Source organism: Pantoea sp. SGAir0430, from assembly GCF_043549295.1.
The window spans coordinates 186,926-201,018 of the sequence record NZ_CP039427.1 but is presented as its reverse complement, the minus strand read 5'-3'; the positions used below and the strand labels follow the sequence as shown (position 1 = coordinate 201,018).

The following is a 14,093-nucleotide window of genomic DNA, read 5'->3' as shown; positions in this document are numbered from 1 at the left end:
CCCGCCCGAAGGAGTGACAAAAATATCAGGCGCTTTCGGCAAAGGCAACCGGGCGCAGCGGCGTGGTGCCCTGGTAGATACGTGCCTGTTGCAGACCAACAAACAGCCGTTCGCCGCGGATCGGCGCCGTCTGTTCACCGGCAAATACCACCGAGATTGGCTCGCTCTGCCAGCCGACGGGCTGAACCACCAGCTGCCAGAAGTGGCCACGCGGGCTGATCTCCAGCACCTGTACCGGCAACGGCGTCTCCAGGCTACTCTGGCGTGACACGTCAACTTCCCACGGACGCAGGAACAGCTCCACGTCGCCCTGATGCGCTGGCGTATAGCCCAGCGGCCAGCGATGCGCGCCCACATGGAACTGCGAGCCGTGCACTTCGCCGTCAAAGCGGTTCACTTCGCCGAGGAACTCCAGCACGAAGCGGGTCGCGGGTTCGCGCCACACGTCATCCGGTGCGCCCACCTGCTCAATATTGCCCTGACTCATTACCACCACGCTATCCGCCACTTCCATCGCTTCTTCCTGGTCGTGGGTCACAAACACGCTGGTAAATTTCAGCTCTTCATGCAGCTGACGCAGCCAGCGGCGCAGCTCTTTACGTACCTGGGCATCCAGCGCGCCAAAGGGTTCGTCCAGCAGCAGAATCTGCGGCTCAACCGCCAGCGCACGCGCCAGCGCCACGCGCTGTTTCTGTCCACCGGAGAGCTGTGCCGGGTAGCGGTTGGCCAGATGTGCCAGCTGTACCATCTCCAGCAGGCGGGTAACGCGCTGCTTAATTTCGGCGCTGTTCGGACGCTCGCGGCGCGGCAGCACCGTCAGGCCAAAGGCGATGTTGTCGAACACCGTCATATGGCGGAACAGCGCATAGTGTTGAAACACAAAGCCGACCTGACGATCGCGCGCATGCGTGCGGCTGACGTCTTTGCCATGAAAATGGATCTGCCCGCTGTTCTGGTGCTCCAGCCCGGCGATAATGCGCAGCAGCGTGGTTTTACCTGAACCGGACGGTCCGAGCAGCGCCACCATCTTGCCGGAAGGAATATCCAGAGAGATATCGTTCAGCACCGGCGTGCGGCCAAATGCTTTATTAATGTGTTTAATCTCAATGCTCATGATTTTCCTCCTGTTGGCGCTTCTGCTGATGCTCTAATCGCCACTGCACCACGCTTTTCAGAAACAGCGTCACAATTGCCATCAGGGTTAGCAGCGCGGCGGCGGTAAAAGCGCCCACGGTGTTGTAATCCTGATGCAGTAATTCCACCTGTAAAGGTAAGGTATAGGTTTCGCCGCGAATCGAGCCGGACACTACCGATACCGCACCAAATTCGCCGATGGCGCGCGCGTTGGTCAGCACCACGCCGTACAGCAGCGCCCAGCGGATATTTGGCAGCGTCACGCGGCGGAACATCTGCCAGCCAGACGCGCCCAGCAGCACGGCGGCTTCATCTTCGTGGCTGCCCTGGCTCAGCATCACCGGCACCAGCTCGCGCACCACAAACGGACAGGTAACGAAAATCGTCGCCAGCACCATACCCGGCCAGGCAAACATCACCTGGATGTTGTGCGCATCAAGCCAGCCGCCAGCCGGGCCGTTCACGCCCCAGAACAACAGATACATCAGACCGGCCACCACCGGCGACACGGCAAACGGAATATCAAACAGGGTCAGCAGCAGCTGGCGACCGGGGAAAGTGAAGCGCGTCACCAGCCAGGCCAGCAGCGTGCCGAACACCAGGTTAACCGGCACGGTAATCAGCGCCACCAGCACCGTCAGCCAGATAGCATGCAGCATGTCACCATCCTGCAGGTTGCTAAAGGCCTTGCCGATGCCCTGCCCCAGCGCCTCCCAGAAGATGGAGACCATCGGCACCACCAGCAGGCCAATCGATACCAGCACGCCAATGCCGATCAGCAGCCATTTGCCCCAGTTCACCGGCTGACGCTCGGCATGATTGATCTGTGAAATCTCAGCCATCAGTGACCTCCCAGACGGCGGCCAAAGCGGCTCTGCAGAGTGTTAATCGCAAACAGCAGCAGCAACGACGCCGCGAGGATCACCGAAGCGATGGCGCTGGCAGCCGGATAATCAAACTCCTGCAGGCGAACAAAAATCATCAGCGAGGTCACTTCAGTTTTCCAGGCGATGTTACCGGCGATAAAGATCACCGCGCCAAATTCACCGAGGCTGCGGGTAAACGACAGCGCGGTCCCGGCCAGCAGCGCCGGCGCGACTTCCGGCAGCACTACGCGCCGGAAACTCTGCCACGGCGTGGCACCGAGGGTTTCCGCCGCTTCCTCATACTCCGGGCCTAACTCTTCCAGCACCGGCTGCACGGTACGCACCACAAACGGAATGCTGGTGAAAGCCATCGCCACCGCGATACCGAGCCAGGTGTAAGACACTTTGATATCAAAATGTGCCAGCCACTGACCGTACCAGCCGTTAACCGAAAACAGCCCGGCCAGCGTCAGGCCGGCCACCGCCGTCGGCAGCGCAAACGGCAGGTCCATCAGGCCATCCAGCAGCGTACGGCCGGGAAAGCGATAGCGGGTCAGAATCCACGCCATCAGCATGCCAAACACCGCGTTAAACAGCGAGGCCACGCCCGCTGACAGCAGCGTGACTTTATACGCCGCCACCAGCTGCGGATTGCTGATCACCTGCCAGTACTGCGCCAGCGTCATCTGCGACAGCTGCATGATCAGCGCGCTGATCGGCAGCAGCAGAATCAGGCAGGTAAACAGCAGGCTGGTGCCAAGGCTGAGACCAAATCCGGGCAGAACGCGTTTCTGTGCAGAAGCCAACATCAGCCGCGCCCCGCTGCCAGTAATTTATCCAGCTCACCGCCGCTGGCGAAGTGGGTTTTCATCACCTGTGGCCAGCCGCCAAACGCGTCATTAACATTGAACAGCGCAGTCTGCGGGAAGCGATCTTTCTGCTCCGCCATCAGCTGCGGGTTATTCACGCGATAGTAAAAGCCGGTGATGATTTTCTGCGCCTGCGGCGTGTAGAGGTAGTTAAGATAGGCTTTCGCCGCTTCCGCCGTGCCATTGTGTTCGACGTTCTTATCGACCCACGCGACCGGGAATTCAGCAAGGATGTTGGTTTTCGGCACAATCACTTCGTATTGGTCTTTACCGTACTGGTTACGGATATTGTTCACTTCCGACTCAAAGCTGATCAGCACATCACCCAGCCCGCGCTCGGCAAAGGTGGTGGTGGCACCACGGCCGCCGGTATCAAATACTTCGACGTTCTTCAGGAACCTGGTCATAAACGCTTCGGTTTTGGCCTGATCTTTGCCATCCGCCTGGTCGGCAGCGCCCCACGCGGCCAGATAGGTGTAACGGCCGTTACCGGAGGTTTTCGGATTCGGGAAAATCAGTTTCACGTTATCGCGCGCCAGATCGGCCCAGTCGTGAATCTGCTTGGGATTCCCCTTGCGCACCAGGAAGGCCATGGTGGAATAAAACGGTGAGCTGCTGTTGGGCAGACGACTCTGCCAGTCGGCCGGGATCAGGTTACCTTTGTCGTGCAGCACCTGCACATCGGTCACCTGATTATAGGTCACGACATCGGCACGCAGCCCCTGCAGAATGGCCAGCGCCTGTTTTGAGGAGCCCGCATGTGACTGTTTAATGGTCAGCTTGTCGTCAGGGTGCGCCGCGTCCCACTGCTGTTCAAACGGCGCATTCAGGGCAACAAAAAGTTCACGTGACACATCGTAAGAGCTATTGAGCAGCTCTGTTGCCTGTGCCGCGCCCGCTAAACTCAGCGACAGCGCTATACCGCCAAGCCATTTTTTCGAAACCGAACGTGTCATGCTGCACCCTGAGAAATGGAGTTCGAGCCTATGCCATTAGATGCTGTCAGTGTATTTATAACTCTGGCGAAAGCTGTAACGGTTTTATATATCGTTTAGGGATTTCAAAGTCTAAAAAGGCATAAGCCAGCGGCAGAGTTTATGCGCAGGGCGGGATTAACTGAGCCGCGTCAAGCGGGGATGTGGTGCGCACGGCGGCGCACCGGTAAAACGCGATGGATTAACGTGACAGCGCCTGCAGCGCCGTCAGCGAAGGGGCAAAGAAGTAGCTGCCGCTCACCGGTTTGGTGAACCGTAACATGGCATCCATCTTGCCGTCGCGCTCGCCAAACATGCTCAGCAGCTGCTGCTCAATGTTATACAGGCGATGGCAGTACGAAATAAAATAGAGACCGTGGCGTCCGCTGGCGGTGCCGTACGGCAGGCTCTGGCGCAGAATCTTCAGGCCTTTGCCCGCTTCTTTCAAATCCACGCGGCTCAGGTGCGACGTCGCTGGCCGCTGATCGCCCGGCAGCTCTTCATTATCCTGTTTGGTGCGGCCAATAATCGCTTCCTGCTTATCAATCGCCAGCCGGTTGAACTGCGGCAGGTTGTGCTCCCAGCGCTGGGTAAACACATAGCTGCCGCCGGCATCCGGGCCGTCAGCAATGATCGCCACCTGCTGGCGCGCTTCGCCCTGCGGGTTTTCGGTGCCATCAACAAAACCGGAAAGATCGCGATCCTCGACCCAGCGGAAACCGTGCGTCTCTTCTTCAATGGCGACCGCGCCGGCAAACGCCGTCAGCGCCGCCTGCGCCAGCGAAAAGTTCACGTCGTGACGCAGCGACTGAATATGGATCAACAGATCGCGCTGGGTCGCCGGTGCCGCACCTTTGCCGAGCGGCGTGAAAGCTTTGAGTTCGGGAGCTAAGTCGGTGCCCTGCAGATCGCGCCACAGCGCATCACCAAAGGCGATGACCGCACCAAGACCGGCGTCCGGGAATTGCTGCTGTAGCGCAGCCAGCTGTTGCAGAAAGGCGTGGCAACCCTGACGCAGCGCAGCGAGGTCGCCCGTGGCGCGGGCTTCCAGCCAAATGGCGAAACGGCGGTGCTCCAGCAGGATCCCGCTCTGAAACTGAGACATGACAATGCTCTCCGGCATAAAAGTTAACGGCGTTTTTTCGCCGGTATCATACCGGAAAGCCCTGCGCAGAAGATGCGTTAACGCAATTTTTTCGCCAGTTAACGCTGCCAGACGATCTTACTGATTTTCCAGCTTTTTAACGTATCATCCGACGGCATCAGCCCGGTCGGACCGTGCCACTCGCCGCTGTAGATATAGGCGATATGCTGACTACCCGGCGCACGGCACTCAACATCGCGCACATCCAGCCCGGCAACCATTTTGCAGTTATCAAACGCTTTGCTGAATTTATCGCTGAACGCATCACCGATTTTACTGCCGTCGGCGCTGCGTGCGTCGCTATCGAGCACTTCAATGCGCTCGACGCTGCGCTGGCCATTGATCACCAGCTTAACCTTACCGTCATCCAGCGCCTGCCAGAAATCCACCACCTGCCCGTTCTGCGTGCGCATGCCCTGACGCAGCTGATAATCATTGTTCAGCGCGGCGCTAATGGCGGACTCCGACATTGCCGTGTTGCTGTTCAGCCCGGCGACGCCCTGCTCGGTGACGGTGAGCGAACTGCCAAACCAGCTGAACGGATTGAGCGCCGACCAGTGATAGCTGAGCGGATTGTACCAGTGACTTTCGCTGGTGCTGGCAGGGGAAGATGAACCGGAACTGGCGCAACCGGCCAGCACCAGGGCGCTGACCAGCAGGGCGGGACGAACAACTTTCATGCAAACTCCTTTCTTTTGTGCCGACTGGCGTGCCTGTTGGAGTCGCAAACCGGCAAAAAGTTTATTCGCGGTGCTGCATGGCGGGCAGAAACCCGGCCGCGCGACGCGTGGAATCAATATTCACGGTCTTCAATCAGGCGTTTGCCCAGCAGCAGCGAGTCGACCGGCTCGTAATCCAGCTTCTCGTAGAAAGCCACCACCTGATCGTTCTCTTCGCGCACCATCAGATGGATTTTCGGGCAGCCGCGCGCAATCAGCTTTTTCTCCAGCCGGTTCATCAGCGCATTGGCAAATCCCCGGCCCTGATAATCGGGATGCACCGCCAGATAGTAGGCGGAGCCGCGATGGCCATCGTAGCCGCCCATCAGCGTGCCCACGACCTCGCCGCCTACCTCAGCCACCAGAAACAGCTCCGGGTCATGATTCATTTTGCGTTCGATGTCGAGTTCCGGATCGTTCCACGGCCGTAACAGATCGCAACGCTCCCAGAGCGTAATGACTTCTTCAAAATCTTCCTGGCGGAAGGAGCGGATTTCCATCGGCGTTACCCTGCAATGAGGCACAATTCGCTGATTATCACGCATTCTTTGCCAGGCGCAACCCTCGCAGGGCGCAACGGCTGAAAAAAACGGCTAAATAGCAATTCGCGGCCTGAAATACAAAGTAATGTCCTGAAATGGTTCGGCAGTCGCCGCCGGACGGCGCTTAGGCTATAACACGGGGCAGGTTTACTCTCAGGGACATGTTAATGAACAAGATTTCACTGTTGCGGCGCCTGACCAATCGCCGCCAGCTGATCCTCTCCGGCCTGGCGCTGGCGGTGTTGTCGCCGCGCGCGGTCCAGGCGCAGGAAACGCGCGCGGCAGTGCCCGTCAGCGCACGCCATACACCGCCGAAACCGGCCACCAGCGGCAAGCGCATCGTGATGATCGATCCCGGTCACGGCGGCATTGATTCTGGCGCGGTGGGTCAGGAAGGCTCAGAAGAGAAGCACATCGTACTGGAGATCGCCAACACCGTGCGTACGCTGCTGCAGAACCACCCGAAGGTGGAAGTGCGGCTGACGCGCGACAGCGACCACTTCATTCCGCTCTACCAGCGCGTGGAGATTGCGCATCAGCACGGCGCCAACCTGTTTATGTCGATTCACGCCGACGGCTACACCAGCCCGGAAGCCAACGGTGCATCGGTGTTTGCCCTCTCCAATCGCGGTGCCAGCAGCGCCATGGCGCGCTATATGTCGCAGCGCGAAAACGACGCCGATAAAGTGGGCGGCGCGGCGGTGCAGGAAAAAGATAATTATCTTAACCAGATCCTGTTCGACCTGGTGCAGACCGATACCATCCGCAACAGCCTGACGCTGGGTAAACACGTGCTGGACCAGATTCGGCCGGTGCATCACCTGCACAGCCAGCACACCGAGCAGGCGGCGTTCGCGGTGCTAAAATCCCCGTCCATCCCGTCGGTGCTGGTGGAAACCTCGTTTATCACCAACCCGCGTGAAGAACAGCTGTTGGGCACCACGGCGTTTCGCCAGAAAATTGCCCGGGCGATTGCCGACGGTATCGTCAATTACTTTGATGAGTACGATCGTCGCCAGGCCTGATAGCGTTTTGTGCTAGAATCGCGGCAAATTTTTGCAATGAGTGAGCCATGAGCAATCCCGATATTTCGCGCGTCAAAGCCTATCTGCTGGCGCTGCAGGATAACATTTGCGCCGGTCTGGCGGCGGAAGACGGCAGCGCCAGCTTTGCCGAAGACACCTGGCAACGCCCCGGCGGCGGCGGCGGACGCAGCCGCGTGCTGCGTAATGGCAAGGTGTTCGAGCAGGCTGGGGTTAATTTCTCCCATGTGTATGGCGAGCAGATGCCCGCCTCAGCCACCGCGCACCGCCCGGAGCTGGCGGGCCGCAGCTTCGAAGCGATGGGCGTGTCGCTGGTGGTACACCCGGAAAATCCGTATGTGCCAACCAGCCACGCCAACGTGCGCTTTTTCATTGCCGAAAAGCCGGGCGCCGATCCGGTCTGGTGGTTTGGTGGCGGTTTCGATCTCACCCCTTATTACGGTTTCACAGAAGATGCCCGGCACTGGCATCAGACCGCGTTCGATCTGTGCCAGCCGTTTGGCGACGACGTCTATGCGCGCTACAAAAAGTGGTGTGACGACTACTTCTACCTGAAACACCGCAACGAGCAGCGCGGCATTGGCGGCCTGTTTTTTGATGATTTGAATACGCCGGATTTTGACCACTGCTTTGATTTCATGCAGGCGGTCGGCAACGGCTTCATGCAGGCCTACCAGCCGATTGTAGCGAAGCGCAAAGAACTGGCTTGGGGCGAACGCGAGCGTCAGTTCCAGCTTTACCGCCGTGGCCGCTACGTTGAGTTCAATCTGGTGTGGGATCGCGGCACGCTGTTCGGATTGCAGACCGGCGGTCGCACCGAATCGATTCTGATGTCGATGCCGCCGCTGGTGCGCTGGGAATATGATTATCAACCCGCCGACGGCTCCCCGGAAGCCGCGCTGACCCGCGATTTCCTGCCGGTGCAGGATTGGCTGGGGCTGGAAAAATAAGCCAGGTGCGCATTCATGCGCACCCTGCGGAATAACCCGATAAAACGCGCCCGTAGGGTCGCCCTTCAGGGCGACCGGGTATCAGGCCAGCTTGCCGCTCACAACGGCTCGGTCTGCGCCTCCACCACCGCCAGCGCCACCATGTTAACAATGCGTCGCACCGAGGCGATGCGCGTCAGCACATGCACCGGCTTGCGGATGCCCATCAGCACCGGCCCCACCGTCACCCCTTCCGAGCAGGACACGCGCAGCAGGTTGTAGCTGATGCGTGCGGCCTCAACGTTCGGCATGATCAGCAGATTGGCGGTACCTTTCAGTGGGCTGTCCGGCATCAGCTCGCGACGAATACTCTCCACCAGCGCTGCATCGCCGTGCATCTCGCCATCAATTTCCAGTTCCGGCGCTCGCTGCTGAATCAGCGCCAGCGCCTCGCGCATCTTCCGCGCGCCGGGTGCGTTCGAAGTGCCAAAACTGGAGTGCGACAGCAGCGCCACGCGCGGCTCGATGCCGAAACGCCGCACGGTTTCTGCCGCCAGCAGCGTGATATCCGCCAGCTGCTCAGCGCTGGGATCCTCATTCACATAGGTATCGGCAATAAACGTGTTGCCGCTCGGCAGCAGCAGCGCGTTCATCGCTCCGGCGACCTTGACGTCATTGCGGAAGCCAAACACCTTCTCCACCACGTCGTAATGTTCACGGTAGTCGCCGATGGTACCGCAAATCATCGCGTCCGCTTCGCCGCGATGCACCATGATGGCGCCGATCAGCGTGGGATTGCCAATCACCGCGCGCTGGGCGGTTTCCGGCGTGACGCCGCGCCGCTTCATCAGCTGATAATATTCATTCCAGTACTCCTTAAAGCGCGGGTCGGACTCGTTGTTCACGATCTCAAAATCACGCCCGGCCTCGATTTTCAGCCCCTGCTTCTGCAAACGCATGGCAATCACGTTGGGACGACCAATCAGGATCGGCTTCGCCAGCCCGAGCGACACCAGCTCCTGAGTGGCGTGCAGCACCCGCACCTCTTCACCTTCCGCCAGCACCACGCGCTGCGGCGCTTTGCGCGCCTGCGAGAAGATTGGCTTCATGAACAGATTGGTTTTATACACGAACTCGGTGAGCTGCTCGCGGTAGGCGTCAAAGTCAGCAATCGGTCGCGTCGCCACGCCGGAATCCATCGCCGCTCTGGCGACGGCCGGGGCTATCTGCACAATCAAACGCGGATCGAACGGTTTGGGAATCAGGTATTCCGGGCCAAAGCTCAGATCCTGATCGTCGTAAGCGGACGCCACCACGTCGCTCTGCTCCGCCTGCGCCAGGGCGGCAATCGCATGCACCGCCGCCAGCTTCATCTCTTCGTTGATGGCGGTGGCACCGACGTCCAGCGCGCCGCGGAAGATGAACGGGAAGCACAGCACGTTATTTACCTGGTTGGGGAAATCCGAGCGCCCGGTACAGATAATCGCATCCGGTCGCACCTGCTTCGCCAGCGGCGGCATGATCTCCGGCTCCGGATTGGCCAGCGCCAGAATCAGCGGATTCGGTGCCATCTTCTGCACCATCGCTGGCGTCAGGGCTTTCGGACCGGAGCAGCCAAGGAAAATATCCGCGCCGCCAATCACCTCATCCAGCGTGCGCGCCCCGCTATCTTCCACGGCATAGGCGGCTTTGGTCGGCGTCATGTCCGCTTCGCGATCGTGGTAAATCACCCCTTTTGAATCACACACCACGATATTTTTCTGCTGCATGCCAAGCGCCACCAGCAGATTGAGGCAGGCAATGGCCGACGCGCCAGCGCCCGACACCACCAGCCGCACGTCAGCAATCGCCTTATTCACGATGGTCAGACCGTTAAGCACTGCCGCGGTACAGATGATGGCGGTGCCGTGCTGATCGTCATGAAACACCGGAATCTGCATGCGCTGCCGCAGCTGCTGCTCAATGTAAAAACACTCCGGCGCTTTGATGTCCTCAAGGTTGATGCCGCCGAACGTCGGTTCCAGCGCGGCGATCACCTCAATCAGCTTGTCCGGATCGTGCTCGTCGATTTCGATGTCGAACACATCAATGCCGGCAAACTTTTTGAACAGCACGCCCTTGCCTTCCATCACTGGCTTGCCGGCCAGCGCGCCAATATTACCGAGCCCCAGCACCGCCGTGCCGTTGGAGATCACCGCCACCAGATTGCCGCGCGCGGTGTATTTGTGTGCGGCCAGCGGATCGGCGGCAATTTCCAGACAGGGTGCCGCCACGCCGGGGGAATAGGCCAGTGCCAGATCGCGCTGCGTCGCCAGCGGCTTAGTGGGTGACACCTGAATTTTTCCGGGGGTGGGATATTGGTGAAAATCGAGCGCGCTTTGCTTGAGTTGATCGTCCATCAGACATCCTTTTGCACGGCTGAAAAGCCCTCAGTATAAGAACGCGCGGCGCAAAAGAGGGTGAAGGCGCTCAAAGAACGCATAGTCGCCAGGGCACGGATTGCCACGGCTTCGCCTGCGGCTTTGGGACAGCCTGCTATGCTTAAGGGTGGCAAAACGCTGAGCTGAACCGATCAGGCAGGCCTGACTATCAGAAACGCGCCCCGACGTCACAATCAGAGAAAACGCATTTTCTTCATCCGGCGTCTGTTGCACTGTGTGGAACCTCCCTTCCCCGATAAGGGCGCACCTAAGACGATGACTGCCCGGGTGCCTGTTTTGCCCACATTATTGCTAATCAAGGAGTTAAGCGATGAACCAGCTAGATGCATTAAAACAGTTCACCACCGTGGTGGCGGACAGCGGCGATATCGAATCCATTCGCCATTACCATCCGGAAGATGCCACCACTAACCCATCCCTGATCCTCAAAGCTGCCGGCCTCGACGCTTACAAACACCTGATTGATGACGCCATTGAGTACGCGAAAAAACAGGGCGGCAGCAAAGAGACGCAAATCATCAACGCCAGCGATAAAGTGGCGATCAACCTCGGTATGGAAATTCTGAAAAGCGTACCGGGCCGTGTTTCGACCGAAGTGGATGCGCGCCTCTCTTTCGATCGTGGCATGTGTGTGACCAAAGCGGAGAAACTGGTCCGCCTGTATGAAGAGAACGGCATCGACCGCTCACGTATTCTGATCAAACTGGCGTCCACCTGGGAAGGCATCAAGGCGGCGGAAGAGCTGGAGAAGAACGGTATCAACTGTAACCTGACGCTGCTGTTCTCCTTCGCCCAGGCGCGCGCCTGTGCCGAAGCCGGCGTGTTCCTGATTTCGCCATTTGTCGGCCGAATCTACGACTGGTACAACACGCGCAAACCGCTCGATCCGTATGTGGTCGACGAAGATCCGGGCGTTAAATCGGTGCGTCGTATTTACGACTACTACAAAAAGCACCGTTACAACACCGTCATCATGGGTGCCAGCTTCCGTAAAGTGGAGCAGATTGTGGCACTGGCCGGCTGCGATCGCCTGACCATCTCCCCGAACCTGCTGGAAGAGCTGGCCAACAGCGAAGCGCCGGTGGAGCGCAAACTGGAGCCATCAACCGAGGGCTTCCACCAGCCGGCACCGCTCTCCGAAGCGGAGTTCCGCTGGGAGCATAACCAGGATGCGATGGCCGTGGAGAAACTGTCCGACGGTATCCGCCAGTTTGCCGTCGACCAGCAGAAGCTGGAAGACGTGCTGGCCGCCCGCCTGTAATCCTGAACTCACCTTCTGCCGGACGGGTTGCGGCCCGTCCGCTTTTGCCCAATTACAAGGGAGAACCCTATGTCTTCACGCAGAGAGTTGGCTAACGCGATCCGCGCCCTGAGCATGGATGCGGTACAGAAAGCAAATTCCGGCCACCCAGGTATGCCGATGGGCATGGCTGATATCGCCGAAGTGCTGTGGCGCGACTTCCTGAAGCACAACCCGACCAACCCGGCCTGGGCGGATCGCGATCGCTTCATTCTGTCTAACGGGCATGGCTCGATGCTGCTGTATAGCCTGCTGCATCTCACCGGCTATGATCTGCCGCTGGAAGAGCTGAAAAACTTCCGCCAGCTGCACTCAAAAACGCCGGGCCACCCGGAAATTGGCTACACGCCGGGCGTTGAAACCACCACCGGCCCGCTCGGCCAGGGGCTGGCCAACGCTGTCGGTCTGGCGATTGCCGAGCGCACGCTGGCGGCCCAGTTTAACCAGCCTGGCCACGATATCGTCGATCACTTTACCTATGTGTTTATGGGCGACGGCTGTCTGATGGAAGGCATCTCACATGAAGTCTGTTCGCTGGCCGGCACGCTGGGCCTCGGCAAACTGATTGGCTTCTACGATCACAACGGTATCTCCATCGACGGCGAAACCGAAGGCTGGTTTACCGACGACACCCACAAGCGTTTTGAAGCTTATAACTGGCACGTGGTGGGCAGCGCCGAAGGCATCGACGGCCACGATCCGGACGCCATCGCGGCGGCCATCAAAGAAGCGCAAAGCGTCACCGACAAGCCTTCGCTGATTATCTGCCGCACGGTGATCGGCTTTGGCTCGCCAAACAAAGCCGGCAAAGAGGAGTCGCACGGGGCCGCGCTGGGCGAAGAAGAAGTGGCGCTGACGCGTAAACAGCTCGGCTGGAATTACGGTCCGTTTGAGATCCCGCAGGATATTTATCAGCAGTGGGATGCCAGAGAAGCCGGGGCCGCGCAGGAGAAATCCTGGGAAGAGAAGTTCACGGCTTATCAGCAGGCACATCCGCAGCTGGCGGACGAATTCAGCCGCCGCCTGAAGGGCGAAATGCCGGCTGACTGGGAAAACAAAACCAGCCAGTTCATTCGCGATCTGCAGGCTAACCCGCAGAAAATCGCCAGCCGCAAAGCCTCACAGAACACGCTGGAAGCCTTCGGTAAACTGCTGCCGGAGTTCCTCGGCGGTTCCGCCGACCTCGCGCCCAGCAACCTCACTATCTGGTCCGGCTCGAAGCCGATCAAAGAGGATCACGCCGGTAACTACATTCATTACGGCGTACGCGAATTTGGCATGACGGCGATTGCCAACGGTATCGCGCATCACGGTGGCTTTGTGCCTTATACCGCCACCTTCCTGATGTTCGTCGAATACGCGCGTAACGCAGCGCGCATGGCCGCCCTGATGAAAGCGCGCCAGATTATGGTCTACACCCACGACTCAATTGGTCTGGGCGAAGATGGCCCGACGCACCAACCGGTTGAACAGCTGGCCAGCCTGCGCGTGACGCCAAACTTCAGCACCTGGCGACCGTGCGATCAGGTCGAGACCGCCGTAGCGTGGAAAGCGGCGATTGAGCGCCATCACGGTCCGACCGCGCTGATTCTGTCGCGTCAGAACCTGCTGCAGCCGGAGCGTAGCGCGCAACAGGTAGAGAACATCGCGCGCGGTGGTTACATCCTCAAGGATTGTGACGGCACGCCGGACGTCATCCTGATTGCCACCGGTTCCGAAGTGGAGATCACGCTGGGCGCCGAAGCGAAACTCAGTGCCGACGGCCACAAGGTGCGCGTGGTGTCGCTGCCGAGCACTGACGTGTTTGATAAACAGGACGTGGCCTATCGTGAATCGGTGCTGCCTTCCACCGTGCGCGCGCGCGTGGCGGTTGAAGCCGGTATTGCCGACTACTGGTACAAATACGTCGGCATCGACGGCAAAATTGTCGGCATGACCACCTTCGGCGAATCGGCGCCAGCCGGCAAGCTGTTCCCGGCCTTTGGCTTTACCGTCGAGAACGTGGTGAGCCACGCCGAATCGCTGCTTAAGCCTGCCTGAGTGTCTGGCCCTTTCCCGCTACCGGGAGAGGGCCGTTTTATTTCACAGCCTGATACAGAAAAAAATCCGCCCCGCCCCCTTCCCGCTTTGCG

12 protein-coding genes are annotated in these 14,093 nt (G+C 59.3%); 4 read left to right on the top strand and 8 right to left on the bottom strand.

The annotated features are described in order from the left end of the window. Positions 1-25 precede the first annotated feature (25 nt). The 7 genes from cysA to E7738_RS00985 form a co-directional block, all read right to left on the bottom strand. Positions 26-1,114: a sulfate/thiosulfate ABC transporter ATP-binding protein CysA gene (cysA, locus tag E7738_RS01015; RefSeq protein ID WP_058770811.1), complete on the bottom strand. Its 1,089-nt coding sequence runs from the start codon at positions 1,112-1,114 to the stop codon at positions 26-28. Further along, a complete protein-coding gene (gene cysW / locus E7738_RS01010; RefSeq protein WP_021508076.1) occupies positions 1,104-1,976 on the bottom strand; it encodes a sulfate/thiosulfate ABC transporter permease CysW in 873 nt (290 codons plus the stop codon). The genes cysA and cysW overlap by 11 nt, the downstream gene beginning before the upstream one ends. Next, positions 1,976-2,809, bottom strand: coding sequence for a sulfate/thiosulfate ABC transporter permease CysT (gene cysT / locus E7738_RS01005; RefSeq protein ID WP_021508075.1), 834 nt, complete (start codon positions 2,807-2,809; stop codon positions 1,976-1,978). Before cysT ends, cysW begins: the two co-directional genes overlap by 1 nt. Continuing rightward, the gene (locus E7738_RS01000) at positions 2,809-3,825 is read right to left on the bottom strand and encodes a sulfate ABC transporter substrate-binding protein (protein ID WP_141496617.1); all 1,017 of its coding nucleotides are present in this window, start codon (positions 3,823-3,825) and stop codon (positions 2,809-2,811) included. Before E7738_RS01000 ends, cysT begins: the two co-directional genes overlap by 1 nt. A gap of 220 nt (positions 3,826-4,045) precedes the next feature. Next, the gene (locus E7738_RS00995) at positions 4,046-4,948 is read right to left on the bottom strand and encodes a Dyp-type peroxidase (protein ID WP_394516002.1); all 903 of its coding nucleotides are present in this window, start codon (positions 4,946-4,948) and stop codon (positions 4,046-4,048) included. 98 nt (positions 4,949-5,046) lie between these two features. Next, positions 5,047-5,667 (bottom strand): RpoE-regulated lipoprotein, encoded by a 621-nt coding sequence (locus tag E7738_RS00990; protein ID WP_058758347.1) that lies wholly within the window; start codon positions 5,665-5,667, stop codon positions 5,047-5,049. Between the two features lie 113 nt (positions 5,668-5,780). Next, positions 5,781-6,206 carry a GNAT family acetyltransferase gene (locus tag E7738_RS00985; RefSeq protein ID WP_021508071.1) on the bottom strand — a complete coding sequence of 142 codons (426 nt, stop codon included), beginning with the start codon at positions 6,204-6,206 and terminating at the stop codon, positions 5,781-5,783. 209 nt (positions 6,207-6,415) lie between these two features. Between E7738_RS00985 and amiA the strand changes: the two genes are divergently transcribed. Both amiA and hemF read left to right on the top strand, forming a co-directional pair. Beyond that, entirely contained in the window at positions 6,416-7,273 is an 858-nt protein-coding gene (gene amiA, locus E7738_RS00980) for an N-acetylmuramoyl-L-alanine amidase AmiA (protein WP_021508070.1), read from the top strand. Positions 7,274-7,320: 47 nt separating this feature from the next. After that, positions 7,321-8,241, top strand: a complete 921-nt coding sequence (gene hemF, locus E7738_RS00975) for an oxygen-dependent coproporphyrinogen oxidase (RefSeq protein ID WP_394516001.1) — start codon at positions 7,321-7,323, stop codon at positions 8,239-8,241. A 98-nt stretch (positions 8,242-8,339) separates the two neighbouring features. Here the strand turns inward: hemF and maeB are convergent, their stop codons facing one another. Continuing rightward, positions 8,340-10,619 (bottom strand): NADP-dependent oxaloacetate-decarboxylating malate dehydrogenase, encoded by a 2,280-nt coding sequence (gene maeB, locus E7738_RS00970; protein WP_394516000.1) that lies wholly within the window; start codon positions 10,617-10,619, stop codon positions 8,340-8,342. A 352-nt stretch (positions 10,620-10,971) separates the two neighbouring features. Here maeB and tal point away from each other — a divergent pair, with 352 nt between their 5' ends. Then, positions 10,972-11,922, top strand: coding sequence for a transaldolase (gene tal / locus E7738_RS00965; protein ID WP_021508067.1), 951 nt, complete (start codon positions 10,972-10,974; stop codon positions 11,920-11,922). Positions 11,923-11,991: 69 nt separating this feature from the next. Beyond that, positions 11,992-14,001, top strand: coding sequence for a transketolase (tkt, locus tag E7738_RS00960; protein ID WP_031279807.1), 2,010 nt, complete (start codon positions 11,992-11,994; stop codon positions 13,999-14,001). Positions 14,002-14,093: the final 92 nt, after the last annotated feature.

Bases quoted from the DNA above. Each gene is read 5' to 3' on its own strand.
- cysA (WP_058770811.1), bottom strand. From the start codon at position 1,114: ATGAGCATTGAGATTAAACACATTAATAAAGCATTTGGCCGCACGCCG.
- tal (WP_021508067.1), top strand. From the start codon at position 10,972: ATGAACCAGCTAGATGCATTAAAACAGTTCACCACCGTGGTGGCGGAC.
- E7738_RS00990 (WP_058758347.1), bottom strand. From the start codon at position 5,667: ATGAAAGTTGTTCGTCCCGCCCTGCTGGTCAGCGCCCTGGTGCTGGCC.
- hemF (WP_394516001.1), top strand. From the start codon at position 7,321: ATGAGCAATCCCGATATTTCGCGCGTCAAAGCCTATCTGCTGGCGCTG.
- cysT (WP_021508075.1), bottom strand. From the start codon at position 2,809: ATGTTGGCTTCTGCACAGAAACGCGTTCTGCCCGGATTTGGTCTCAGC.
- cysW (WP_021508076.1), bottom strand. From the start codon at position 1,976: ATGGCTGAGATTTCACAGATCAATCATGCCGAGCGTCAGCCGGTGAAC.
- E7738_RS00995 (WP_394516002.1), bottom strand. From the start codon at position 4,948: ATGTCTCAGTTTCAGAGCGGGATCCTGCTGGAGCACCGCCGTTTCGCC.
- tkt (WP_031279807.1), top strand. From the start codon at position 11,992: ATGTCTTCACGCAGAGAGTTGGCTAACGCGATCCGCGCCCTGAGCATG.
- amiA (WP_021508070.1), top strand. From the start codon at position 6,416: ATGAACAAGATTTCACTGTTGCGGCGCCTGACCAATCGCCGCCAGCTG.
- E7738_RS00985 (WP_021508071.1), bottom strand. From the start codon at position 6,206: ATGGAAATCCGCTCCTTCCGCCAGGAAGATTTTGAAGAAGTCATTACG.
- maeB (WP_394516000.1), bottom strand. From the start codon at position 10,619: ATGGACGATCAACTCAAGCAAAGCGCGCTCGATTTTCACCAATATCCC.
- E7738_RS01000 (WP_141496617.1), bottom strand. From the start codon at position 3,825: ATGACACGTTCGGTTTCGAAAAAATGGCTTGGCGGTATAGCGCTGTCG.